16 protein-coding genes are annotated in these 24,516 nt (G+C 42.8%); 8 read left to right on the forward strand and 8 right to left on the reverse strand.

The genetic code is table 11. From position 1 onward, the window contains the following. Positions 1–238 precede the first annotated feature (238 nt). Genes map through THMIRH_RS07155 form a run of 3 tightly spaced genes read left to right on the forward strand, consistent with a single transcriptional unit; the run spans position 239 to position 5,591 of the window. Entirely contained in the window at positions 239–1,030 is a 792-nt protein-coding gene (gene map, locus THMIRH_RS07145; protein WP_173291440.1) for a type I methionyl aminopeptidase, read from the forward strand. Continuing rightward, positions 1,027–3,696, forward strand: a complete 2,670-nt coding sequence (gene glnD / locus THMIRH_RS07150; protein WP_173291441.1) for a [protein-PII] uridylyltransferase — start codon at positions 1,027–1,029, stop codon at positions 3,694–3,696. The genes map and glnD overlap by 4 nt, the downstream gene beginning before the upstream one ends. 44 nt (positions 3,697–3,740) lie before the next feature. Beyond that, on the forward strand, positions 3,741–5,591 hold the full coding sequence (locus tag THMIRH_RS07155) for an Ig-like domain-containing protein (RefSeq protein ID WP_173291442.1): 1,851 nt from the start codon (positions 3,741–3,743) through the stop codon (positions 5,589–5,591). Between the two features lie 97 nt (positions 5,592–5,688). Here the strand turns inward: THMIRH_RS07155 and minE are convergent, their stop codons facing one another. The 4 genes from minE to acnB all read right to left on the reverse strand — a co-directional run bounded on the left by minE (position 5,689) and on the right by acnB (position 10,140). Then, positions 5,689–5,943 (reverse strand): cell division topological specificity factor MinE, encoded by a 255-nt coding sequence (minE, locus tag THMIRH_RS07160; RefSeq protein WP_173291443.1) that lies wholly within the window; start codon positions 5,941–5,943, stop codon positions 5,689–5,691. A 2-nt stretch (positions 5,944–5,945) separates the two neighbouring features. After that, complete coding sequence (gene minD / locus THMIRH_RS07165; protein ID WP_173291444.1) at positions 5,946–6,758, reverse strand: septum site-determining protein MinD; 813 nt, start codon at positions 6,756–6,758, stop codon at positions 5,946–5,948. 29 nt (positions 6,759–6,787) lie between these two features. Further along, complete coding sequence (minC, locus tag THMIRH_RS07170) at positions 6,788–7,501, reverse strand: septum site-determining protein MinC (protein WP_173291445.1); 714 nt, start codon at positions 7,499–7,501, stop codon at positions 6,788–6,790. Positions 7,502–7,566: 65 nt separating this feature from the next. Continuing rightward, positions 7,567–10,140 carry a bifunctional aconitate hydratase 2/2-methylisocitrate dehydratase gene (gene acnB, locus THMIRH_RS07175; RefSeq protein ID WP_173291446.1) on the reverse strand — a complete coding sequence of 858 codons (2,574 nt, stop codon included), beginning with the start codon at positions 10,138–10,140 and terminating at the stop codon, positions 7,567–7,569. Between the two features lie 281 nt (positions 10,141–10,421). On the opposite strand from acnB, the gene THMIRH_RS07180 reads away from it, so the two are divergent. Beyond that, positions 10,422–11,129, forward strand: a complete 708-nt coding sequence (locus THMIRH_RS07180) for a hypothetical protein (protein ID WP_173291447.1) — start codon at positions 10,422–10,424, stop codon at positions 11,127–11,129. A gap of 6 nt (positions 11,130–11,135) precedes the next feature. On the opposite strand, the gene THMIRH_RS07185 is transcribed toward THMIRH_RS07180, so the two are convergent. Continuing rightward, positions 11,136–11,621, reverse strand: coding sequence for a hypothetical protein (locus THMIRH_RS07185; protein ID WP_173291448.1), 486 nt, complete (start codon positions 11,619–11,621; stop codon positions 11,136–11,138). A gap of 166 nt (positions 11,622–11,787) precedes the next feature. On the opposite strand from THMIRH_RS07185, the gene purB reads away from it, so the two are divergent. The 4 genes from purB (at position 11,788) to THMIRH_RS07205 (ending at position 20,484) form a co-directional block, all read left to right on the forward strand. After that, a complete protein-coding gene (gene purB / locus THMIRH_RS07190; protein ID WP_173291449.1) occupies positions 11,788–13,188 on the forward strand; it encodes an adenylosuccinate lyase in 1,401 nt (466 codons plus the stop codon). Between the two features lie 367 nt (positions 13,189–13,555). Beyond that, positions 13,556–16,912, forward strand: coding sequence for a transglutaminase family protein (locus THMIRH_RS07195; protein ID WP_173292432.1), 3,357 nt, complete (start codon positions 13,556–13,558; stop codon positions 16,910–16,912). A gap of 168 nt (positions 16,913–17,080) precedes the next feature. After that, positions 17,081–18,247, forward strand: coding sequence for a cupin domain-containing protein (locus tag THMIRH_RS07200; protein WP_173291450.1), 1,167 nt, complete (start codon positions 17,081–17,083; stop codon positions 18,245–18,247). 86 nt (positions 18,248–18,333) lie between these two features. Further along, on the forward strand, positions 18,334–20,484 hold the full coding sequence (locus tag THMIRH_RS07205; RefSeq protein ID WP_173291451.1) for a RelA/SpoT family protein: 2,151 nt from the start codon (positions 18,334–18,336) through the stop codon (positions 20,482–20,484). A 91-nt stretch (positions 20,485–20,575) separates the two neighbouring features. On the opposite strand, the gene pgl is transcribed toward THMIRH_RS07205, so the two are convergent. The 3 genes from pgl to gnd are packed head-to-tail and all read right to left on the reverse strand — an operon-like array spanning position 20,576 to position 24,253. Continuing rightward, the gene (gene pgl, locus THMIRH_RS07210) at positions 20,576–21,307 is read right to left on the reverse strand and encodes a 6-phosphogluconolactonase (RefSeq protein WP_173291452.1); all 732 of its coding nucleotides are present in this window, start codon (positions 21,305–21,307) and stop codon (positions 20,576–20,578) included. A 1-nt stretch (position 21,308) separates the two neighbouring features. Further along, positions 21,309–22,790 (reverse strand): glucose-6-phosphate dehydrogenase, encoded by a 1,482-nt coding sequence (gene zwf / locus THMIRH_RS07215; protein ID WP_173291453.1) that lies wholly within the window; start codon positions 22,788–22,790, stop codon positions 21,309–21,311. 2 nt (positions 22,791–22,792) lie between these two features. Next, complete coding sequence (gene gnd / locus THMIRH_RS07220) at positions 22,793–24,253, reverse strand: decarboxylating NADP(+)-dependent phosphogluconate dehydrogenase (protein ID WP_173291454.1); 1,461 nt, start codon at positions 24,251–24,253, stop codon at positions 22,793–22,795. Positions 24,254–24,516: the final 263 nt, after the last annotated feature.

Consider the following 24,516-nt stretch of genomic DNA (forward strand, 5'->3'; position numbering starts at 1 on the left):
TAGTTGGGTTATGCCTCCGCTTATCCCAAAAAACGAACTTTAAAAAGACTAACTTCTTAAAGCACCCCGTTTGATGTGCCGACAAGCGTGTGGATTTTTTGTTAAAATTAGCTCTCATTTGAGAAAGCGGCGCATTTATATCATAATTTAGCCAAAATAACAATCATCACCATTCAATTTAATGAATGCATAACAACTGACGACTTGTTACAGTCAGTTGGGTAGTAACGAGAAGCACATGACCATTAAAATCAAAACAGCCGAACAAATCGAAAAAATGCGTGTCGCGGGCAAATTGGCCGGCGAAGTCCTTAGCATGATAGAACCCTATGTCAAAGCTGGCGTATCAACGGGCGAACTAAATGATATCGCACATGATTACATGGTAAATGTTCAAGGCACCATTCCTGCCACTTTAAACTATCGCGGATTTCCGGCGTCTAGCTGCATATCTATCAACCAAGTGGTTTGCCATGGTATCCCTGATCCAAATAAAATCCTTAAAGACGGCGACATCGTTAATATAGACATTACAGTGATTAAAGATGGTTATCACGGTGACTCAAGTCGCATGTTTGAAATTGGTCAAGTTAAACCTTACGCCCATCGCTTATGCCAGGTAGCACTAGAATGTATGTGGCTTGGTATAGAACAAGTCAAGCCTGGCGCGACCTTATATGATGTTGCTCTAGCCATCGAAACCCATGCTCATAAAAACAATTATTCTGTAGTTGAAGAATATTGCGGCCATGGCATAGGCGCAGATTTTCATGAAGAACCTCAGGTTCTGCATTACGCCTCACCAGACTTAAAATCTATTGTTTTAAAAGAAGGGATGATTTTTACCATAGAGCCCATGATCAACATGGGGAAAGCAGGCGTTAAGGTTTTAGGCGATAATTGGACAGTGGTCACTAAAGATCGCAAGCTTTCCGCGCAATGGGAACACACTTTATTAGTAACCGCGAATGGCTACGAAGCGCTTACTTTAAGAGACCAAGAAACGCCAGTACTTCCGGGTCAAGCATGACAGACATAATTAAGGACTCAACACCTTCTTCAACTCCTTTTCCTGCGCTCAGTAATTTTGTTTTATTGTTGCAAAAACAAGACATGAATGAGGCCTTGAAAGTTGGCCGAAAACTTCTAAAAGCCTTTAATGAGCAGCAATTCCAAAACTTTGATGCACACACCAGTGTTGAGCTCCTTATTCAAGAGCGCACATCGTTTGTTGACCAATTGCTCAAGAAGATTTGGAAACATTTTATTCCCGTTACTGCCCAAAGCGAAGTTTCACTGATTGCAGTTGGGGGTTACGGACGCAAAGAGTTGCAGCCTTTTTCGGATATAGACATTTTATTAATCTCAGAGCAATGTACCGAGCTTGAAGAACCTTTTTCTAAATTGGTTACCTTTTTATGGGACATTGGCTTCAAAGTGGGTCATGCCATTCGAAGCTTTCAAGAAACCATCGACGCCGCTAAAGAAGATGTTGCGACGGCTACCAACCTTCTAGAGTCGCGCTGGCTGAGTGGTAACTATGAGCATTTTCAAAAATTACAAATGCTGTGGCGCTCTAAAAAGTTTTGGCCCAGCGAAGAATTTTATAACGCTAAAGTTGCTGAGCAAAATCAACGCCACAAACGCTTTAATGACGCCTTCTATCAACTTGAACCTAATATCAAAGAAAGCCCTGGTGGCTTGCGTGACTTACACACCTTGCTCTGGGTAGCCAAAAGACATTTTGGGGCAGACTCGTTGCAAGAACTGGTCGGCCGCTCGTTTATCAGCACCGAAGAATATCAAGAAATTAAATCGGCTTATTTATTTCTAAATCGCATTCGCTTTACTCTGCATCGCCTAAAAAACCGTTTAGAAGACCGCCTATTGTTTGACAACCAACAACAAGTAGCCCATGCACTCGGTTACATTGAAAACGATGAACGCAAAGCGGTCGAACACTTTATGAGTCGCTATTATCAAAATGTCAGCATCATTGCCAAACTCAATGAAATTTTGCTGCAACATTTTAATGAAGAAATCTTCAATCAAGGTAAACCTGTCATCACCGAAATTAACCCTAGGTTTCAAATCGTTAATGACTATCTTGATGTACAACAAGACAACCTATTTCAAAAAAACCCAACCGCTTTATTAGAAATTTTTATCATTCTTGAAAACTACACCCATGTTATCAAAGGTATTCGCTCAAGAACCATACGCTTAATTCGCACTCATTTGTATTTGATTGACGAACAATTTCGTAAAGACCCCATTAACAAAGCTTTATTCATTGAAATATTTCGTCAACCCAAAGGAGTTCACGCAGCCATCCAACGCATGCACAGTTATGGAATATTAGGCGCCTATTTGCCAGTATTTCAAAAAGTCTGTGGCTTGATGCAATTTAATATTTTTCACGCCTATACGGTTGATGAGCATACTATTTTGGTGATTCGCCATTTGCGTCGATTCTTTGTAGATGATTATGCCTATGAATACCCAACAGCTCATCAAGTGGCTAAAAATCTCTGCAAACCAGAAATTTTGATTTTATCTGGACTGTTTCACGACATTGCCAAAGGTCGAGGCGGCTCACATGAAGTTTTAGGCGCTGAAGATGCCAAACAATTTAGCACCTGTCACAACCTAACTCAAAAAGACAGTGACCTCCTAAGCTGGTTGGTTTTAAAGCATTTAGATTTCTCATCAGTTGCACAACGCAAAGATTTATCAGACCCAGAGGTCATTCAATCCTTTGCAAAACTGGTTGGTTCGCAAGAACGTTTAGACTATCTATATTTATTAACAGTCGCAGATGTATTATCGACCTCAAAAGAAGTTTGGAATGAATGGAAAAATTCTTTATTTTTGCAGCTCTACAATGCCACTTCTAAAGCACTTGATAAAGCCGATACCATCCCTAAAGATCGAAAAAAATTAGCCCTTTATAACCAAGAAAAAGCCAAAGATATTTTGATGCAACGCAACATCACCTCACAGGATTTTCAATGGTTTTGGGAAGATTTTGCCACAACCCATTTCTTTACTCAGCAGTCTGCTCGAGAAATTGCGCGCATGACTAAACTGCTCTACACACAAAACCCACAAGAAATCTATATACACATTGAAGCCAAAACCCAAAAAGGCGCCTCAGAACTCATTATTTTAATGCCTGGCAGAGATTATCTTTTTGCCCACTTTACTCACATTCTTGAACAGCTAAACCTCAACATTGTGGAAGCTAAACTTTATACAGGCAATGAAAATATCTCATTGGTCTTGGTGTACTTTCTCGATACCGCTCATAACCCTGTTACAGATGAAAACATTTTAAAACAAATTCAAGAAACTCTAGAAAACGGACTTAAACAAGAAGTCCCCTCCAAAACCATCAGTAAAGCGCTCAATCGTAGAATTAGATGCTTTGACACACCCACCGAAATTGTATTTGCACAACTTAACAGCAAATGGACAGAGCTGACCATCAACACCAAAGACATCCCTGGACTACTGGCTAAAATTGCGCAAGCATTTAAAAAATGCAAAGTACGCGTGCATGATGCTAAGATTCACACCATTGGGGAAAAAGCAGAGGATGTGTTTTTAATCAGCAACCTCAACAACGAAGCGCTTGAAGATGAGAAAATGCAATTACTACTGAAAGAAGAACTCTTAACCGCTATAGAATGCTGACTTCTAAACAACTTAAATTACAATTTTTTGGATATTAAAAATAAATGGTCAAACTTAAAAAACTAGCAAGTTCAATGATTTACATTTTTTTTACCCTGTTTTTGAGTGCTTGTGGTGGTGAAACTAGCTCCCAAATAACAACCGCAGGGCTCAACTTAACCAGTTTTACCCTAGCTTCTAACGGTATATCAACAACCACTATTCCCTCAAACGACACCGCAGTTATCAAAATTAAACTTCTCGACAGTTACAAACGACCTATCATTGGTGCAATTATTACGGTTTCCACTAATTTAGGAACAGTAAGTCAACCTCGTCTAACTGACACTAACGGTGAAACCAGTTTTAATGTAAGTCCGCCATCTGACTTAAGTACCAGTGCATCTGTCGGTACAATTACGATGACCTATGACACTTACACCACAACACAAAACTTTGAAGTTATTTCAACCTCAACAACAGGTACCAGTTCTTCAAGTGTCAGTTCAATTCAATTTATTTCAGCTGCCCCGACACAACTTTCTCTTAAGGGGACTGGCGGAATAGGTTTAGCTGAACAAGCTAAAGTCACATTCAAATTAGTCGATACTTCAGGATTTGCAGTTGAAGGGGCTACGCTTAATTTTAAGATCTCAACCTCTGTAGGCAATCTCAGCCTGACCAACAGTAGCGCCATCACAAATAGTGATGGTGAAGCTTTCACCTATGTTTTGTCAGGCACAGTACCTACTAGCGTTCGAGTAACCGCTTTTACGACAGATTTAAACGGAAACACTATCTCTATCCAATCAGATATCCTTGGTATAGCTACCAGCATACCGGATCAAAATAGTTTTGAAATAACACTAGAAACCCTAGCTCCTCAAGGGTGGTCTTATAGTGGCGAAGAAGTTTTGGTTACCGCTAGAGCTGCTGACCGAAACAACAATCCGGTTCCTAATGGAACCGCTGTTTACTTCACTGCAGAGGGTGGCAGCATTGAACCTGCTTGTCAAACAGATAATGGAGTATGCTCAGTTACTTGGCGTAGCCAAGCGCCTAGACCTGTCGATCACCGTGTTACCATTATGGCCTATACCATAGGTACAGAAACCTTCTATGATCGTGAAGGCGGAGAAGATGGCGTCTTTGATAATGTAGATATTTTTGATGACCTACCAGAAGCCTTTCGAGATGATGATGAAAATGGGGTTTATAATCCTATTGCTACATCAGGGTTTGTGAATGATCTAGCCAGAGATGAGCGCTATGTTGATTATGATAGTAGCAACACCTACACATCTGCTGACGGGAAATACAATGGTTTTCCTTGTAATCACCCAACGGATTGTCCTACTGATGCCAATAATCTCGCGGGGCGCTCCAATTTACTCACGCATGTGCGTGACAGTAAAGTCCTTATTCTTGCTGATAACCACCCCAATATTGAAATATATGAAACCAATGGCACAGTAAACACCTGCTTAACAGCTGCAGGAAAAATTGATACTGTTAACTGTTTAAATGCCAAAAATACGATTCAGCCTTTTGCTGTAGGAACTAGCAATCAATTTTTTTGGGTTTTAATTGAAGATACGGCTGCGAAATGTCAAACCAGTGCAACAAATTTAACTCGCATAGACACTATAGACCCTAATGCCGCTGCTTGCTTATATGCCGTTAGGCAGTCTGCACCAACCGGATCATCTTTATCTGTCAGTTCAGAGGTCGGAACACTGTCAGGGGTTCCGGAAAGTACTATAGCTAACAGCCGTCGTCACAGAGAATTTTTAGTGACAGTAACTTCAGCTCCAGATAACGACACCGTGATCTCAGGTAATTTTGAAGTGAGTATTATTTCACCAAAAGGCGAAGTAACCTCTGCGTCCGTAACTTTAAGTGACCCTATTAATTAACAAAGAACTCTCAAAAACAACCAGGCCTGGTTTAATCGGGAATGAACGATTTGCTTTCAATTTATATTGAGCGCAAATCGTATTGCTTATAAAACCCTTATTTTTCAGGCAAAACCAAATTCAACTCTAGCACTTCAAAGCCATTGGCTTCGTCTATGCTGATTTGTAGTTTGTCTTGATCTATTTCGACATACTTGGCGATGACATCCAAAATTTCTTTACGCAATTGGGGTAAATAATCTGGTGCATTGCGTTCTGACTTTTCATGTGCCAACAATATTTGCAGACGGTCTTTGGCGACATTGGCGCTTTTTTTCTTTTTCTGCCCGAGCAGATACTCTAATAATGCCATGGTTATTTCCCAAATAATTTCTTAAGTAGGCCTTTTTTCTCTACCGTGATAAAACGGTGTGCTTTTTCCTCACCCAAAAAGCGATCAACAATGTCTTTATAGGCTTCTGAAGCATGAGAAGTGTCATTCATAATGACCGGCTCACCAGAGTTAGAGGCATTCAAAACATCTTCTGATTCTGGTGTCACACCCAATAAATTGATTTTAAGTAAATCAATGACATCGTCCACAGACAACATTTCACCCGTTTCTACACGCTTAGGGTTGTAACGAGTTAACACCAAATGCTCTACGATTGGCTCTTCGCCTCTTTCAGCACGACGAGATTTGGCTTGTAAAATGCCCAAAATTCTATCTGAGTCACGCACTGATGAGACTTCTGGATTAGTGACCACTATGGCTTCATCTGCAAAATACAGCGCCAATTGCGCGCCTTTTTCAATTCCTGCGGGTGAATCACAAATGATAAAGTCAAAGCCATCTGCTTTTAGGTCTTCAATCACTTTCTCAACGCCTTCTTGAGTTAAGGCATCTTTGTCACGCGTTTGCGAGGCCGCTAAAATATGTAAATTAGGGACGCGTTTGTCTTTAATTAAGGCTTGCTTTAAAGAGGCTTCGCCTTGAACCACATTCACAAAATCGTAAACCACGCGGCGTTCACACCCCATGATTAAATCTAAATTACGCAAACCCACATCAAAATCGATCACGGCAACTTTATAGCCTTTTTGAGCTAATCCGGTTGAAAAACTGGCGCTGGTGGTTGTTTTTCCCACTCCGCCTTTTCCAGAGGTGACGACGATCACTTTAGACACGCTGGTGTACTCCTAAATCTGATTAGAGGTTAGTCTAATATTTTGGTATTAAAAATTAAATTATCGTTTTTTAATGAAACTTCAACAAAGCCTTGTTGAAATTCATTGGGAATGTCTTCTGCCAACTGATAGGCGCCCGCTATGCAGACCAATTCGGGTTTCAACTGTCTGGCAAAAATACGCGCACCGGTATCGCCAGATGCGCCGGCAAATACTTTGCCCATGACTTTGCCAAACACATGAACATGGCCGTCAGCCACCACTTCTGCACCAGGATTTACCGACCCATAAATAATTAAATCACGATTTTTGGCAAAAATCTGCTGGCCTGAGCGAACAGAAGTTTGAATCAGCATAGCGGTCTTTAACCCCTCTTCTGGCAATTCAACCGCAGTTTGTTCAGTCTTAGGCTTTTCTGCTTCTCGTACTTTTTTAGGTTTGATTTCTTTAGGAAAAACAGCCAAACCAATATACTCAGCCTGCTCTATCAATTGAGCATCTTCTGTTCGAATACCGATGGGAATCATTTGATATTGACGCAAAAACTCAAGCAACAAGGCTAAATAGGTGGCATCACCCAAAACCACTTTTGGCTCTAATACAACGGGAATCCCAGCAAAAAAACTGGGCGCCTGATCTATCTTATTGGCCAATGCAGCTTTGGTTTCCGCAATATTATCAGAATGCAATCTTAAAACGGTGAGCGATAAAATCGAACCTTTTAAGTCTATAATTTTGGACATAGTTTCTTTAATGAAGTTACAAAAAACCTCTGTACAGCTTTGTACAGAGGTTTTAAAAGGGTTAATTAAGCGACAGCAACGCCAATGTCAGACAATTTTTTTGGCGCAATCACTTCATAATCCGCCATTTCATCAAATTGTAAATAACGGTAAACTTCACCCGCCATGGTATTTAAGCGTTCAACGGCGGCTAAATATTCAGCATGCGTTGGAATTCTGCCCAATGAAGCACAAACCGCTGCCAATTCCGCAGACCCCAAATACACATTCGCCCCATTACCTAAACGGTTCGGGAAGTTACGAGTAGAGGTTGAGAAAACGGTCGCACCATCCGCCACTCGCGCTTGGTTACCCATACACAATGAACACCCTGGCATTTCGGTACGCGCGCCCACTTTGCCGTAAGTGCTGTAATAACCTTCTTCAATAAGTTGGCGTTGGTCCATTTTGGTTGGTGGTGCTATCCACAAACGCGTAGGCACATTACTCATGCCTTCCAACACCTTACCAGCTGCACGATAATGCCCGATATTGGTCATACAAGAGCCGATAAACACTTCATCAATTTTGGCATTTTCAACAGCAGACAAAAGTTTCACATCATCTGGGTCATTAGGACAAGCCACAATCGGTTCTTTGATAGTGTTCAAATCAATTTCAATCACTGCCGCATAATCGGCATCTGCATCGGCTTGCAACAGCACAGGATTATCAATCCAAGCTTGCATTTCATCACGGCGACGCAATAAGGTACGGGCATCTTGGTAACCGTTTTCAACCATCCAGTCAATCAATGCCATATTGGATTTTAGGAATTCAACAATCGGCTCAACACCCAACTTAACCACACAACCATTCGCAGAACGTTCGGCTGAGGCATCAGACAATTCAAACGCTTGTTCCGCTTTTAAATGCTCAAGCCCTTCAATTTCAAGCACACGGCCATTGAAAATATTTTTCTTACCTTTTTTCTCAACCGTCAAAAGCCCTTCTTGAATCGCTTGATAAGGAATGGCGTTAACCAAATCGCGCAAAGTAATGCCAGGTTGCATTTCACCTTTAAAACGCACCAATACTGATTCTGGCATATTTAAAGGCATTACTCCCAAAGTGGCGCCAAAAGCAACCAGGCCTGAGCCTGCTGGGAAAGAAATCCCGATTGGGAAACGAGTATGAGAGTCACCTCCCGTACCAACCGTATCTGGCAACAACAAACGGTTTAGCCAAGAGTGAATAACCCCATCCCCTGGGCGTAACGCTACCCCACCACGGCTGGTCATAAAGTCTGGCAAGCTGTGCTGTAATTTCACATCCACAGGTTTGGGATAAGCCGCCGTGTGACAGAAAGACTGCATGACTAAATCCGCTGAAAAACCTAAGCAAGCCAGTTCTTTCATTTCATCACGTGTCATGGCACCGGTGGTGTCTTGAGAACCCACAGTCGTCATGTGAGGCTCGCAGTACATACCTGGGCGAACTCCCGCTATTCCACAAGCTTGCCCAACCATTTTTTGAGCCAAAGTATACCCATGGTCAGCCTGAGATTTATCGGTTGGTAATATAAATAAGTCAGAAGTTGCCAAGCCTAAGGCTTTACGCGCTTTATTGGTTAAGCCGCGTCCAATGATTAAAGGCACTCGCCCACCCGCACGCACTTCGTCGGGCATGGTATCAGGTGCCAGTGTAAAGGTTGAAATGGTTTCACCCGCTTCATTAGTCACTTTACCAGCATAGGGATGAATGGTAATCACATCCCCCATTTGCATTTTAGAAACATCACATTCAATCGGTAGCGAACCTGAATCTTCCGCAGTGTTAAAGAAAATCGGCGCAATCGTGCCACCCAAGACCACGCCACCTTGGCGCTTATTAGGCACATAAGGAATATCATCACCAAAAAACCACATCACAGAGTTCATGGCTGATTTCCGAGAAGATCCCGTTCCGACCACATCACCCACATAAGCCACTGGATGCCCTTTGGCTTTTAGGCGATCTATAGTGCCAGGCACATCTTCCATTCTGGCGGCTAACATTTCTTTGGCGTGCAACGGAATATCAGGGCGCGACCAAGCAGCGGTTGCTGGAGATAAATCATCGGTATTGGTTTCACCATCCACTTTAAATACGGTGACCGTAATAGTTTCGGGTAATGCTGGGCGTGATGTAAACCACTCGCCGTCTGCCCAGGCTTGCATTACTTGTTGAGCATAAGCATTGGTTTTTGCCTTTTCAGCCACATCGTGGTAAGCATCATATACCAACAGGGTTTTTGAAAGCGCTGCAACGGCCGCTTCAGCAACACTGGCTTTAGAGGCATCTAATAAATCGATTAAAGGTTGCACATTATAGCCACCCAACATGGTGCCCAATAAAAACACCGCTCTTTCTTCGGAAATTAAAGAAGTTTTGACCACACCCTTGGCAACATCTGCTAAAAAGCTGGCCTTAACATAAGAAGCCTCATCTACCCCAGGAGGCACTCTATCGGTTAAAAGCTCAACTAAAAACTCACCTTCCCCAGCGGGAGGGTTTTTAATGAGTTCGACCAAGGCCGCGGTTTGTTTGGCATCTAATGGCAAAGGCGGGATGCCCTGAGCGAGTCTTTCTGCAACCTGTTGGCGATAGGCTTCTAACATAATCATGTCTCCTAAAAATGGATAAGTCTTAGATAAAATAATAGTTAACGCATTTTAGCACAGCGAAAACAGCGGTTTTCCAAAAATAGAACGCATTCGGTTGACAAAATTTTTAGCAACCCTTGAAAATCTTTGACAGAATCTATCAACTCAACCCTTTTAAAACAAGGTGTGTAAAGAATGATTGTTAAATGCAGGTCTTTTTAGACAATCATCGCTGAGATTAAATGAAAGTTTCAATTACAATCATTTAAAGTTTAAGCCAGCAAAGGAGCACTATCATGAACCTAAACAGCCCATTCAAAATTCATTTAGTCTTTTTTGGCTTGCTCTTCGTGTCGCTCAACGGCTTGGCGAATGACCCACAAAAAACTGATGACCTATCTCCTGAAGAAAGAGCTTGGTTAGAAGATGATTCTAGCGCACAAGCTAGAGAAATCAGTGGTGGTGAACTTCGTTGGGTCACCCCAGATAAAACGCTCAATCAATATCGACTAGAAAATACCTTAACACTCAATTCCGACAGCCTAAAAAGCGGTTGGATTGATTTTAGCCAATGCCATTACCAACTCGACCCCCGTATTGCAGTTGAAATTGTTTATGGGGTTAACCGCACTCAAAATCTTAAAGTGATCAGTAGCCAACTCATCGGCAGCATTGAAACCGCAGAAGACCATATCACCCTTAAAGACATTCAAAAAAATGCCCAAATTTGCATCTCTGGCAAAACAAAAGTGCTCAACCAACTCAGCCCCAAACACTACAAAATGTTGCGCGGGCCTTATATGCGTCGTTTTTTAGATGGTTTTTATCCGATGCAAGTCACAGAAACGATTCGCTGGGAAGGCGTGCCTATCAAACTCAACGACATCACAACCCAATCTGCCTTGGGTTATGACTTTAAGGTGAGCGACACAGAACTGATTGCCAACTATTGGTTTGAGGGACTTTTAAAACCCTTTTATGAATTTACCCTAGAGTCGAATTAATAAATCTTATAGATAACCGGGTTTTTCAACACTGGGATTTTCTTCGGGCTTTCTAGGAATGGGCGGATGCGACCAACCGTGTGGCATTTGACGCAAACGCTCTTGCACTGCTTTGCGCTGTGCTTCACGGAAGCGTTGCACCATGGTTACGCAAATGGCTTCTTCATCCGCAACCACTAAGGGCGGCGGATTTTGAATATCTGGAACATCCACATACCCTAACTTGGCTTGTCGTAACGCCGCAAAAGGCACTTCGCAACGCTCTCTCAAGCGTTTGCCGACCACTTCAGCGGTATCCGCTAAATGTTCCACCTCAGCAACCTGCTTATGTAAACAGGCGCGTATGGCGAGAGAAATCTGTTTTTCATCCAATTTGCGTTGTTCTGCAGTCATCGCCACCGCGTTAGAAGACTCAGAATGACTGCATGCCACTAGGCCGCCACTTAAACTGACTAACGCCACCCATAAAATATTTGCCTGCAATCTCAACATATTGCCTCCTAACGGACTCTATTTAAGAAATATCTTATCATTTTCACGAAACCCTGTTTTTTCAGACAAAAACGATTTACCGCCGCGCCATTCAACTAGAGGCAAAATTACGGTATAATCCGACGCAATTTTTCAATTTTGAACACAAGCATAACAAGGACCCGCCATGGAACTTTCTGAATTAACCGCCATTTCTCCCGTTGATGGACGCTACGGCGCTCGCTTAAGCAATCTAAAAGAAGTTTTCAGTGAATTTGGATTGATTAAAAATCGTGTTAAGGTCGAAGTTTTTTGGCTCAGAATGTTAGCCAACCATCCTGGCATTTCAGAAGTCCCTAAATTAAGCAGTGAAGCAGAAAACCATTTAATTAAATTGGTTGATGAGTTCAGCCTAGAAATGGCGCAACGCGTTAAAGAAATTGAACGCACCACCAACCACGATGTGAAAGCGGTTGAATACCTAATTAAAGAACATTTTGCGGGTAACGCTGAACTTCAAGCCGTGGGCGAATTTGTGCATTTTGCTTGTACATCTGAAGACATTAACAACCTAGCCTACGCGCTGATGTTAAAAGACGCTCGCGCCACCATCATCGTGCCAGAAATGCAAAAGCTAATCGACAAAATTGCTGAAATGGCAAACGACATGGCTCACATTCCTATGATGTCGCGCACCCACGGACAACCTGCCTCGCCAACCACCGCGGGTAAAGAATTTGCCAATGTTGCTTACCGTTTGCAGCGTCAAGTGAAACAACTGATGAATGTGCAAATCATGGGTAAAATTAATGGCGCAACGGGCAACTATAATGCTCACCTAGCCGCTTACCCAGCCATTAATTGGTATGAATTGTCAGAACAATTTGTACAAAGTTTAGGACTAGCATGGAACCCTTACACCATTCAAATTGAACCGCATGATTACATTGCTGAATATTTCCATGCCATGCAGCGCTTCAACACCATTTTGATTGATTTTGACCGTGACGTGTGGAGCTATATTTCGATTGGTTTCTTCAAGCAAAAAACCGTTGCTGGCGAGATTGGCTCATCTGCCATGCCTCACAAAGTGAATCCCATTGATTTTGAAAACTCCGAAGGTAACTTGGGGATTGCTAATGCCATCTTTGATCACTTGGGTCAAAAACTACCAATTTCAAGATGGCAGCGCGACCTAACCGACTCGACCGTGTTGCGCAATCTGGGTGTAGGGGTTGCTCACACCATGATTTCTTTACAAGCCACTTTGAAAGGCTTGGGCAAACTAGAAGTCAACGCCCAGGCCATGGCAGATGACCTAAACAATAACTGGGAAGTTTTAGCCGAAGCCATTCAAACAGTCATGCGCCGTTATGCGTTTGAGAAACCTTATGAGCGCTTAAAAGATTTAACGCGTGGTCAAAAGGTTAATCAAGAAATCATGCAGAATTTTATTGATGGACTGGAAGGCTTACCACCCGAAGCCAAAACCTATTTGCGCAACCTAACGCCCGCCACCTATATTGGTAACGCAGGTCAACAAGCTGCCAATATCGAATTGGCATTGACCATGTTAAAAGGCCGTTAGTCTAAAAAACGTATCAATTGCGCTTAAAAATGACCAGGCCTGGTTGTTTTTAGGCGCAATTTTGACTGATTAAAAATTTTTTTTAATACTCATAGCAAGCCTTAATCTTCTTTGCGTTAGGGCGTGCTACAATAATTTCATAATAAATTCCCTGCAAGGCTGCAGGTATCCAAATTCACTTTCCAGACTCTTAGAGCCTGTCGAACTTAAAAAATCAGCTGATTGACATAAGCTCTACAGACTCCATGACACTTCATCTGCCTTTAAGAGACCTCTGCAGATTTAAATCAAATTTTTTTAATTTCATTTAAAAGCGAAGGTTATTAATGTGGATGAACAATCCAAAAAACTACAAAAGGACTACAAAATGGCTTTGCAGGTGGCGATTTCCCATAAAACCAAGTATAAATTCGATCGTAAAGTTTCCCTGTCTCCACACATTTTTAGACTGAGACCTGCACCTCATAGCAGAACGCATATCGAATCCTATTCAATGAATATTTCCCCCAAAAATCATTTTATTAATTGGCAACAAGACCCCTTTGGCAATTATTTAGCGAGAGTAGTTTTCCCTGAACAGACTGAGGAACTCAGTGTTGAGATAGATATCGTTGCCGATATGAAAGTCCTTAACCCCTTTGACTTTTTTGTCGAAAAAAGTGCAGAACATTTTCCATTTAAATATTCAAATGTGCAAAAAAAAGAACTATTACCTTATTTAGAAGTCGATGAAAGTGATAAAAAACTTCTAAAATTTGTCAAAAACATCAGCACAGAAAAAAAACCCATAGTAGATTTTTTAGTCTATATCAATCAAACCATCTATCAACACCTAAACTACACGATAAGATTGGATCCAGGCGTCCAAACTTGTAGACATACCCTAAAACACAAAACCGGTTCTTGTCGTGATTATGCTTGGCTTTTTGTTCAAGTATTAAGACATCTTGGTTTGGCTGCCAGATTTGTATCGGGTTATTTAGTGCAACTGAAAGCCGATGTTGAATCACTCGATGGCCCCAGTGGGCCTGCGGAAGATTTCACCGACTTACATGCCTGGACAGAAGTTTATGTTCCCGGTGCCGGCTGGATAGGACTGGATGCCACCAGTGGACTCTTTGCCGGAGAAGGCCATATTCCGCTCGCTTGCACGCCCCACTACAATTCAGCGTCCCCTGTCGAGGGCGCAACGGATCAATGTGAGGTTGAGTTTGAGTTTTCAAACCACGTCACGCGAATTTTTGAGTCCCCTAGAATCACCAAGCCCTATAAAGATGAACAGTGGCAAGCGATTTATAATCTTGGCTTTCAAGTCGATCAAGATTTGCTAGAGGGTGATGTGAGATTAACCATGGGCGGAGAACCCACTTTTGTCAGCATCGACGATATGGAATCCCCCGAATGGAACACCGAGGCTGATGGTGAACATAAACGCGAACTTGCCGATGTTTTGACACAAAGACTTTGGAAGCGTTTTGCTCCCGGTGGCTTAATTCATCAAGCTCAAGGAAAATGGTATCCCGGTGAAGTCCTTCCTAGATGGGTGATGAGTTTATTTTGGCGCAAAGATGGTAAAGCGATTTGGCAAAATCCGCACCTTTTAGCCCGTAATAACGAAACCTATGATTACACCACCGAGGATGCCAAAAACTTTATGGGGGTTTTATGTCGTTATTTGGGGATTAGTGCACAAAATGTTTTACCTGTTTTTGAAGACCCCATTGAATATTTAGCGACTGAAATGAAGTTGCCACTCGATGACAATGCCAAGGAATTTAACCTCAAAGATGATATTGCTCGACAAAAATTGGCTGAAGTTTTGAGCATTGGACTTGACGAGGAGATGGGTTATGTATTGCCACTCAATTGGGAGCTGACAAAATGGATTACTTGTGGCTGGGAATTGAAACGCGGCAAGCTCTTTCTAACCCCTGGAAACTCTCCTATTGGTTTACGACTTCCCATCAACTCTTTACTTTTAAAACCCCATATTGAGCTCGAAAAATCTTTTGAGCCAAATTTGTTTGGTGACAATGGGGCTTTAGGTGATTACTTTGATCAAGTGGTCGCTCGTGGTAAAGATGCATCTGAAAAAACCACTCTTAACAATACTTATTCAAAATTCGTCCGTACGGCGCTTTGCGTTGAACAAAGAAATGGCAAAATTTATATTTTCTTACCCCCTTTAACCGACACAGAAAGCTTTTTAGATTTGATTGCCTGTATTGAAGCAACGGCTTTAGAGATGCAAATTGAAGTGGTTATAGAAGGCTATGAACCGCCCAAAGACAATCGCATTGAAGTTCTAAGAGTTACGCCAGATCCCGGAGTGATTGAAGTCAACACCCACCCAAGCAGCTCTTGGAGCGATCTGACAAAAAATACCATCGACCTTTATGAGGAAGCCAGACTGAGCAGACTTGGCACTGAAAAGTTTATGCTCGATGGTAAGCATACCGGTACAGGCGGAGGTAACCATGTCACCATCGGTGGAGTCACGCCCGCCGACAGCCCTTTACTTAGAAACCCTAATTTGTTGCGTAGCTTAATCACCTTTTGGCAGCATCATCCCAGTTTGAGCTACCTGTTTTCAGGCGCTTTTATCGGGCCAACCAGTCAAGCCCCTAGAGTGGATGAAGGCAGAGTTGAAAACTTGTATGAGCTTGAAATTGCCTTCAGCCAGATTCCTGAAGGTGAAGTGCCATTTTGGTTAACCGATAGACTTTTCAGACATCTTTTAACAGATATCACTGGAAACACCCATAGAAGTGAGTTTTGCATAGACAAACTTTATTCTCCAGATTCAAGCAGTGGCAGACTGGGGATTTTGGAGTTTAGAGGATTTGATATGCCGCCTCATGCGCAAATGAGTCTGGTGCAAATGTTGTTAATTCGCGCGCTGGTGTCTGTCTTTTGGAAAAACCCTTACAAACACAATCTGGTGCGTTGGGGCACCCAACTTCACGATAAATTTTTACTGGAGCACTATGTTAAACAAGACATGGCAGAAGTCGTCGACTTTCTGAATGATCATGGCTATGCGTTTAAATTAGACTGGTTTGATCCATTTTTTGAATTTAGATTCCCACTTTACGGCATGGTCACCGTTGGCAAAATGCACATCGAGGTACGAAGCGCCATAGAGCCTTGGAATGTCCTTGGCGAAGAAATGGGCAGTGGTGGAACCGCGCGCTATGTAGACTCATCTCTTGAGAGAGTTCAAATCAAAATCAATGACTTTAATGATGCCAGATATATTGTCACTTGCAATGGCGTGAAAGTACCCATGGTGGCGACCGACAAAAAAGGCGAATTTGTCTGTGGCGTAAGATATCGCGCTTGGCAGCCTTGGTCTGCACTGCATCCTACGATTGGGGTTGATACACCGCTGGTTTTCGATATTGTCGATACTTGGAATAGCAAGTCCGCTGGTGGATGCACTTATTTTGTATCGCACCCAGGTGGTCGCAGTTATGATTCCTACCCGGTCAATTCCTATGAAGCAGAATCGCGTCGAATCAATCGCTTCTGGGATTTGAGCTATCCTCAAAACGCTCACACACCAAAAGAAGAAGATAAACCCAAAGATTTATTTTTACGAGGCGAAGCAGAAACCCATATTGAAGTTAATAACCCTCAAAATGCATTTAGATATATTGAACTTCCACCCAATAATGAGTTCCCGCACATTTTAGATATGCGTAAAAAATGGCGTGTGAATTAAATTGCTCATGGCCTATCCCCAAGCTTAAATGGGGAAAGGTCTTGCTCTATATGGGTTCAATTTGATGCTATAATATCAACCCAAAATAACTAAAAACCACCAGGTCTGGTGGTTTTTTGTTTAAAAATTCCCTTTTTTTGCCATATTTTTTCGTTCTAGGAAAACACCATGATTCAGTTTCAACAAGTTGATTTAAAAACCTTTTTATCTGACTACTGGCAAAAAAAGCCCCTGCTCATTAAAAATGCCCTGCCCAATTTCATCACGCCTGTGAGTCCTGAAGAACTTGCTGGTTTATCCCTAGAGGAAGAAGTGGAAAGCCGTATCGTCATTCAACACTCGGCGACCGATTATGAACTGCAAACTGGGCCATTTGATGAGGATACTTACGAATCTCTACCCGAAAAAAACTGGACGCTGTTGGTACAAGGCATGGACCGTCTGTTGCCAGAAGTGGCAGACTTACTCAAAGATTTTGACTTTATCCCTCAATGGCGCATCGACGACATTATGATCAGCTACGCCACCGAAGGCGGTAATGTAGGCCCACATTTTGACCATTACGATGTCTTTTTACTGCAAGCCCAAGGCAAGCGTCGCTGGATGTTGAGCGCACAAGATTGTGACGAATCTAACTATATTAAGGGCGTTGACTTACGCTTAATGCAAAACTATGTGGTCGAAGACGAATACATCGTTGAAACAGGCGATATTCTCTATATTCCGCCAAAATGGGGACATCATGGCGTTGGCCTAACCGACGATTGCATGACTTTCTCAGTAGGTTATCGCACCTATCGTGGCATTGAACTTTGGGACAGCTTTGGTGATTATCTCGCCGAAACTGAGTCTTTTAGAACCCTTTACCAAGACCCTAACTGGAATGGCGCATCGCCCGGTCAAGTCACCGATGGCGCATGGCAACAGGCTAAAACTTTGTTACAAAGCGCACTCAATGATGATATGGCCATGAAACGCTGGTTTGGTCGTTTTGCCACGCAACTGGATGACGGCGCCAATCGATTATTACCTACGCCTTTAGATGAAGATGAAGCGCCCGACATGGAAACCTTAATCAGCGCTGCTTATGATGCCACTGGTATCGTGCGTGATGAAATTTGTCGTTTTGCCTATGCAGAGTTTGATCAACAAGTGGCTTTATATGTGAATAGTCAAGAATGGCCCCTTGAAAATGCTCAAAACGACTTTATTAGACACCTATGTAATTTTAAAGTCATTGAGGCACGCACTTTACAAGGGTTTTTAGAACACCCTGACAATCATGCCTTGTTTTATAGTTTATGGGTTCATCAATATATTAGTTTTGTCGAATAAGTAAAAAAGACTAAAATACGCAACTACTTTGCCATCCATTAGAATTTAGTTTCGTTTTACCCCGCAACCAAAAGGAAAAAGCGCTCATGCTGAATGCCGCACAGCAAATGGCTGAAAAAATTTTTAGCCAGCACGAGATTAACGATCAAATGTTGCATGCTTGTGAGCTCGCAATCGAAGCGCAAAACCTACCTCGGGTTGGAAAAGTCTTTAGCAGTGAAGTCGCCTTGATTCTAGCGGGTTTAAAACTCGACAAAGACACGCTCATTGCCGCCCTTCTCAGTGACATCAACTTAGAACCCTTTTACCCAATAGAACAACTGCGTGAGTCCTTTAGCGATAATATTGCCAACCTGGTGCAAGGTATTCGTAAACTCAATCAGTTTAAAGACCTGCATTCCAAGATAGAAACCAACGAAGTCCAAAACGAACGCCTGCGCCAAATGTTATTGGCCATGACTTCAGACATTCGCATTATGATTGTTAAGTTGGCTTATCGGGTTGCCCGCATGCGCAATCTTAAAATGGAAGATGACGAATCGCGCTTTCAGGTTGCCACTGAAACCCAGTTAATCTTTGCACCCTTAGCAAACCGTTTAGGCATGGCGCAACTCAAATGGGAATTGGAAGACTTATCTTTTCGCTACTTGCACCCCGAAACCTATAAATCGATTGCCAAGCAGTTAGATTCTAAACGCATTGGGCGCGAAGCCTATATTCAAGAAGTCATTGCGCTTTTTGAAAAACAAATGCAAGAATCTGAAATTCCTTACCAAATTTCTGGTCGCCCCAAGCACATCTATTCCATCTGGAAAAAGATGACCAAAAAACAATTACCCATTGATGAACTTTACGACCTTCGTGCCATTCGAATTTATGTTGAAACCGTTTCTCAGTGTTATGAAGTGTTGGGGATGATTCACAGTCGCTGGAATTATGTTAAAAGCGAATTTGATGACTACATTGCCAGCCCCAAAGAAAACGGTTACCAGTCAATTCATACGGTGATTTATGGCCCTGAGAACAAGACCGTTGAAATCCAAATTCGCACCCACGAAATGCACTACACCAGCGAATACGGTGTTGCTGCGCATTGGAAATATAAAGAAGGTGGTAAAAATATTGATGCCAGCCTAGAGCAAAGTATCAATATAGTGCGTCAAATGTTGGAGTACAACGACGACCCAGATTTGCTCAATCAAATCAGCACTGAACTACTCAGTGAACATATTTATGTCATGACGCCCACCAATGACATCATCACCTTAAGTGTGGGATCAACGGCGTTAGACTTTGCCTACCAAATTCACACCAATCTCGGACATGGTTGTCGTGGTGCCAAAATTAACGGCAAAATCATGCCCTTAACCACGCAACTGCAAACAGGTGATAAGGTTGAAGTGCTTGCTGTTAAAAATGGCGGCCCAAATCGTAATTGGCTAAACCCTAACTTGGGTTATTTAGGCAATGCACGCTCTCGTGCCAAAGTACGCACTTGGTTTAATCATCAAAACAAAGAAGCCAATATCGATGCGGGTGAAGCGCTCCTAAACAAAGAAATCAAACGCTTACACCTAGAAAAAGTCGACTATAAAGCGCTCTACCAAAAGTTTCATGTCAATAACAAAGAACAGTTCTTTGAAGCGATTGGTAAAGGCCAAATTAACGAACGCCAGCTGGCAAGCGCTTTACAAAAACAACTTCAACCCAAACCCGTTATGCCGCAGCGCCCCTTATTTGATTTGGATAAGGTCGCCGAAAAACCCAATGGGCAACAACCGGTTTTTGTGGTGGGTTCTCCCACGCTTAAAACGCATTTAGCACCTTGCTGTGAACCCCATGAAGGGGATGATATTGTTGGCTATGTGACGCGCGGGCGTGGGGTTACGGTTCATAAATCTGAATGTCCGAACATTTTAAATTTAACCCACGAAGAACTACAACGCATCATCGAAGTCGATTGGTTTGGTATTGATAAGCCGATTATGACCTACACGGCTCAAATTGACTTACTGGCATTTGACCGCAAAGGCCTATTGCGTGATGTGATGAATTGCTTAACGCAAAACGATATTAACTTAACAGCTTCTAATACCTTAACTGATCCGCATGAACGCACGGTGACCATGCATTTAACCGTTGAATTAGATGAAACCATTGATTTAGGAAACTTGCTCGACAAGATAGAACAAATTAAGAATGTCGAGTCAGCGTCCATTTTAACGCAGCCGACCTAAGCAATTTTAAGCGATGAATAACTGAGTGAAAGCTCACTCAGTTAACAAAACTTAATAGATGGATTAAATGAAGCCCGACAGGATTTAAGAATTATTGCGGCAACGCCGCAAAATCTAATAAGACTTCAGTGCGTTCTTGCCCCACCACTTGGCTAATGGGTAAAGGCTCACCCGCTAACCATTGTTGCACGGCGGGTTGTTTGCCTGCACCTGTGACCAATTTCATCACGAAGCGTGCATTGCTCAAACATTCAAAAGACAAAGACACTCGCTCGGGTGGCATTTTTGGTGAGTTAAATTCCGTCACCACCTTTTGTCCTGTTGGGTAATCATGGCCTGGGAACAAGCTGGCGGTATGCCCATCTTCACCCATGCCTAACATCACCACATCAAAACAAGACACCTCTTTGAGCACTTTTTCATAAGCGGCAGCCGCTGCCCTTGCGCCTAATTCCGCAGGCATAAAAAAGATATTTTGTGCCGGAATTTGCCCTAAATTTAACCAGGCCTGGTCAAGATTAAGGCTATTTCGCTCTTGATCGTCTGCGGGCAAACAACGCTCATCCCCCATATAAATAAACCATTTGGCCCATTCAATATCCGCTTTTGATGAAGTCAAGTCCGCTAATAAACGATAACAGGCCATCGGCGTTGTACCGCCCGCTGTCACTAGATGAAACGCCCCTCTTTCAGCAATCGCTTGAGTTGCGCGCTCTAGAATTAAATCCACAGTTGCCTGCGCCACAGTAGCGGCATCAGCATAAACCAACCAATGGTCTGGCAAGGTGGTTAAATTGGCATCCGCCACTTCAACTTCACTCATCTTACAAGCCTTCTGTTTTTAAGCTATAACGCCAGCCTTGATCCGCCGAATCAAATAACTTACTGGATCCCGCAGGCCCCCAAGAACCCGAAGGATAGGTATCAATATAAGACGCATCTGAAGCCCAAGCTTGTAAGATTGGGTCAACCACTTTCCAAGCCGCCTTCACTTCGTCGTAACGCAAGAACAAAGAACGGTCGCCTTTAATCACATCTAACAACAATTCTTCATAAGCATCATTAGATTGCTCACCTTCTTTTTTCATGGTGGCATTCAAGCTCATTTGTTGGGTGTTGATTTCTAAACCAGGCTGTTTGGCGGTCATTTCAATCCAAATAGACTCTTCTGGCTGAATACCAAACACTATCCAGTTAGGTTCCATTTTTTTGACCTGAGAATCTCTAAAGAATTGCTTAGGCGGATGTTTAAAGCAAATCGAAACCAAAGTCTTGTTTTTAGGCATGTTTTTACCGGTTTGAATATAAAACGGTACACCTGCCCAACGCCAGTTATCAATATAAACTTTTAAAGCTGCATAGGTTTCAGTGACACTGTCATCCGCCACACCAGGTTCATCCAGATAAGCCGGCACGGCTTTGCCATTCACCGTGCCTTCGGAGTACTGCGCACGATAAGCTTGAGAATTGACATTGTTTTTTGAAATGCTGCGAATAGACTTTAACAATTTCACTTTTTCATCACGCAAGTCTTCCGCATCCATCGACGCAGGCGGCTCCATCGCGACCAAGGCCAATAACTGCAAAAGATGCGATTGAATCATGTCACGCATCGCACCACTGGTGTCGTAATAACCCGCTCGAGTACCAATCGGTTTATCTTCTGCATGCGTGATTTGAATGTGGTCAATATAATTGCGGTTCCACAAGGGTTCCATCATTAAATTGGCAAAACGGAAAACCATGACATTTTGCACCATACCCTTGCCCAAATAATGGTCAATGCGGTAGGTTTGTTCTTCTTTTAAATACTGATTCAGTTGTAACTGAAGTTGTTTAGCACTGTCAGAATCATAGCCAAAAGGCTTTTCTAACACCACGCGCTTCCAGCCACGGGTTTCGTCCAATAAAGCGGATTTACCTAATTGCTTCACAACACCGGCAAACTGATCTGGCCCGAGCGATAAATAAAATGCCATGTTACAAGACCAATTTGAGTCTTCAACATGCTTTTGCAAGGCTTGGTAGGCCGCTGGATCGGTAATGTCCATTTGAAAATAATCCAAACGATCACAAAAACGCTTAAAAACGGTTTCATTAATCCCGCCGCGCGCTTTTGGCGAAACCGCTTCGCGAGCCACCTTAACCCATTCTTCACGAGACCATTCACGACGACCAATCGCTAAAATGTTCACTTCTTCTTGCAAGCGCCCCATTTCTTCTAAATGGTAAAAGGCTGGCATGAGTTTAGTGAGCGATAAATTTCCAGTGGCACCAAACACCACATAAGTACAAGCTTGTGGCATGATTAAACCTCGTAAGTGGTTGAAGACACTTTGCCACCCGACGCAATCCAGTCAGTGTGGAAATACTCACCACGCGGCGCATCAATACGCTCATAGGTGTGCGCGCCAAAATAATCGCGCTGCGCCTGTAATAAATTCGCTGATACCACCGCACTGCGGTAACCATCAAAAAACGCCAAGGCTGAGCTCAACGCTGGGGTTGGGATTTGTTGACGAATACCGAAAATAATCGCTTCACGCCAGTTGGCTTCTGAAGATTTGATGGCCTTCTCGAAGAAAGATGTCTGCAATAGGTTTTGTAAATTTGGCTCAGCATCATAAGCGGCTTTAATTTCACCTAAGAAGGTGCTGCGAATAATACAACCGCCACGCCACATTAAGGCAATACCACCGTAGTTTAAATCCCAGCTAAACTCTTTGGCGGCTTGTGCCATCAACATATAGCCTTGGGTATAAGAGATGATTTTTGATGCATATAACGCGTCATGAATGGCTTGTAAAATGCGTGATTTTTCTTCTGTTGATACGGCAACGGCGGCTTGTCTTGGATAAATTTTAGCCGCAACACCGCGTTCGTCTTTTAAGGCAGATAAACAGCGTGCATAAACTGACTCGGTAATTAATGTCAGCGGAATACCCAAATCTAAAGAGCTAATCCCTGTCCATTTGCCAGTGCCCTTTTGACCCGCAGCATCTAAAATCTTATCAACCAAAGGCGCACCATCGGTATCTTTAAAGGTCAAGATATTGGCTGTAATTTCAATCAGATAAGAATCCAACACCCCTTTGTTCCATTCGGCAAAGATTTCATGGCACTCATCCGCAGACATTCCCAAACCTTCGCGCATTAATTGATAACTTTCCGCAATCAATTGCATATCGCCATATTCAATGCCGTTGTGTACCATTTTGACATAATGCCCAGCGCCTTCTGGTCCAACCCAGTCACAACACGCCTCATCACCCGACTTAGCCGAGATGGCTTGAAAGATAGGCTTAACCGCAGGCCAAGCAGCAGGGTTTCCACCTGGCATAATCGATGGCCCGGTGCGCGCGCCTTCTTCTCCACCAGAAACGCCTGACCCCACAAACAAGATACCTTTGTCAGCAAGCGCTTGGGTGCGACGCGTAGAGTCGGTATATAGGGAATTACCGCCATCAATGATGATGTCACCCTTATCTAATAACGGTAATATCATATCAATAAAGCTATCTACCACGGCACCGGCTTTAACCATCAACATCACTTTACGCGGTGCTTTCAAAGAACCGACCAGCTCTTCCAAAGAATAAGTGCCCACAACCCCTTTTTCACCCGCCTCACCAGCAATGAATTCTTGGGTTTTTTCAGGAGAACGGTTATAAACCGACACTTTAAAACCGTGATCTGCCATGTTCAACACTAAGTTTTGGCCCATGACCGCCAAACCGATTAAACCGATATCTGAAGTTGCTGTAGACATATTTTTACTCCGAATAAAAAATTTTTGAATTGCGCCATTCTACAATTTTAAGCAGGTCTTTTACATGAATAACACGAAATAATTGGCAGGATTATGCAGAAAGTTTAAAAACCATGAGAAATTTAACCAGGCCTGGTTAAATTTGCGCTTAAAAAGCCTTATTTAAGGTTTTTGTAAAGCCGCTTTGCTCTATTGGGTTTTGATTATAGCGTTTTTTACAGGCAATAAAAAAGCCCGCAACGAAATTCATCATTGCGGGCTTT

Source organism: Thiosulfativibrio zosterae (genome assembly GCF_011398155.1).
Taxonomy (GTDB): domain Bacteria; phylum Pseudomonadota; class Gammaproteobacteria; order Thiomicrospirales; family Thiomicrospiraceae; genus Thiosulfativibrio; species Thiosulfativibrio zosterae.

Bases quoted from the DNA above. Each gene is read 5' to 3' on its own strand.
- purB (WP_173291449.1), top strand. From the start codon at position 11,788: ATGGAACTTTCTGAATTAACCGCCATTTCTCCCGTTGATGGACGCTAC.
- glnD (WP_173291441.1), top strand. From the start codon at position 1,027: ATGACAGACATAATTAAGGACTCAACACCTTCTTCAACTCCTTTTCCT.
- minE (WP_173291443.1), bottom strand. From the start codon at position 5,943: ATGGCATTATTAGAGTATCTGCTCGGGCAGAAAAAGAAAAAAAGCGCC.
- THMIRH_RS07200 (WP_173291450.1), top strand. From the start codon at position 17,081: ATGATTCAGTTTCAACAAGTTGATTTAAAAACCTTTTTATCTGACTAC.
- minC (WP_173291445.1), bottom strand. From the start codon at position 7,501: ATGTCCAAAATTATAGACTTAAAAGGTTCGATTTTATCGCTCACCGTT.
- map (WP_173291440.1), top strand. From the start codon at position 239: ATGACCATTAAAATCAAAACAGCCGAACAAATCGAAAAAATGCGTGTC.
- THMIRH_RS07180 (WP_173291447.1), top strand. From the start codon at position 10,422: ATGAACCTAAACAGCCCATTCAAAATTCATTTAGTCTTTTTTGGCTTG.
- gnd (WP_173291454.1), bottom strand. From the start codon at position 24,253: ATGTCTACAGCAACTTCAGATATCGGTTTAATCGGTTTGGCGGTCATG.
- pgl (WP_173291452.1), bottom strand. From the start codon at position 21,307: ATGAGTGAAGTTGAAGTGGCGGATGCCAATTTAACCACCTTGCCAGAC.
- acnB (WP_173291446.1), bottom strand. From the start codon at position 10,140: ATGTTAGAAGCCTATCGCCAACAGGTTGCAGAAAGACTCGCTCAGGGC.
- THMIRH_RS07195 (WP_173292432.1), top strand. From the start codon at position 13,556: ATGGCTTTGCAGGTGGCGATTTCCCATAAAACCAAGTATAAATTCGAT.
- zwf (WP_173291453.1), bottom strand. From the start codon at position 22,790: ATGCCACAAGCTTGTACTTATGTGGTGTTTGGTGCCACTGGAAATTTA.
- THMIRH_RS07155 (WP_173291442.1), top strand. From the start codon at position 3,741: ATGGTCAAACTTAAAAAACTAGCAAGTTCAATGATTTACATTTTTTTT.
- THMIRH_RS07185 (WP_173291448.1), bottom strand. From the start codon at position 11,621: ATGTTGAGATTGCAGGCAAATATTTTATGGGTGGCGTTAGTCAGTTTA.
- THMIRH_RS07205 (WP_173291451.1), top strand. From the start codon at position 18,334: ATGCTGAATGCCGCACAGCAAATGGCTGAAAAAATTTTTAGCCAGCAC.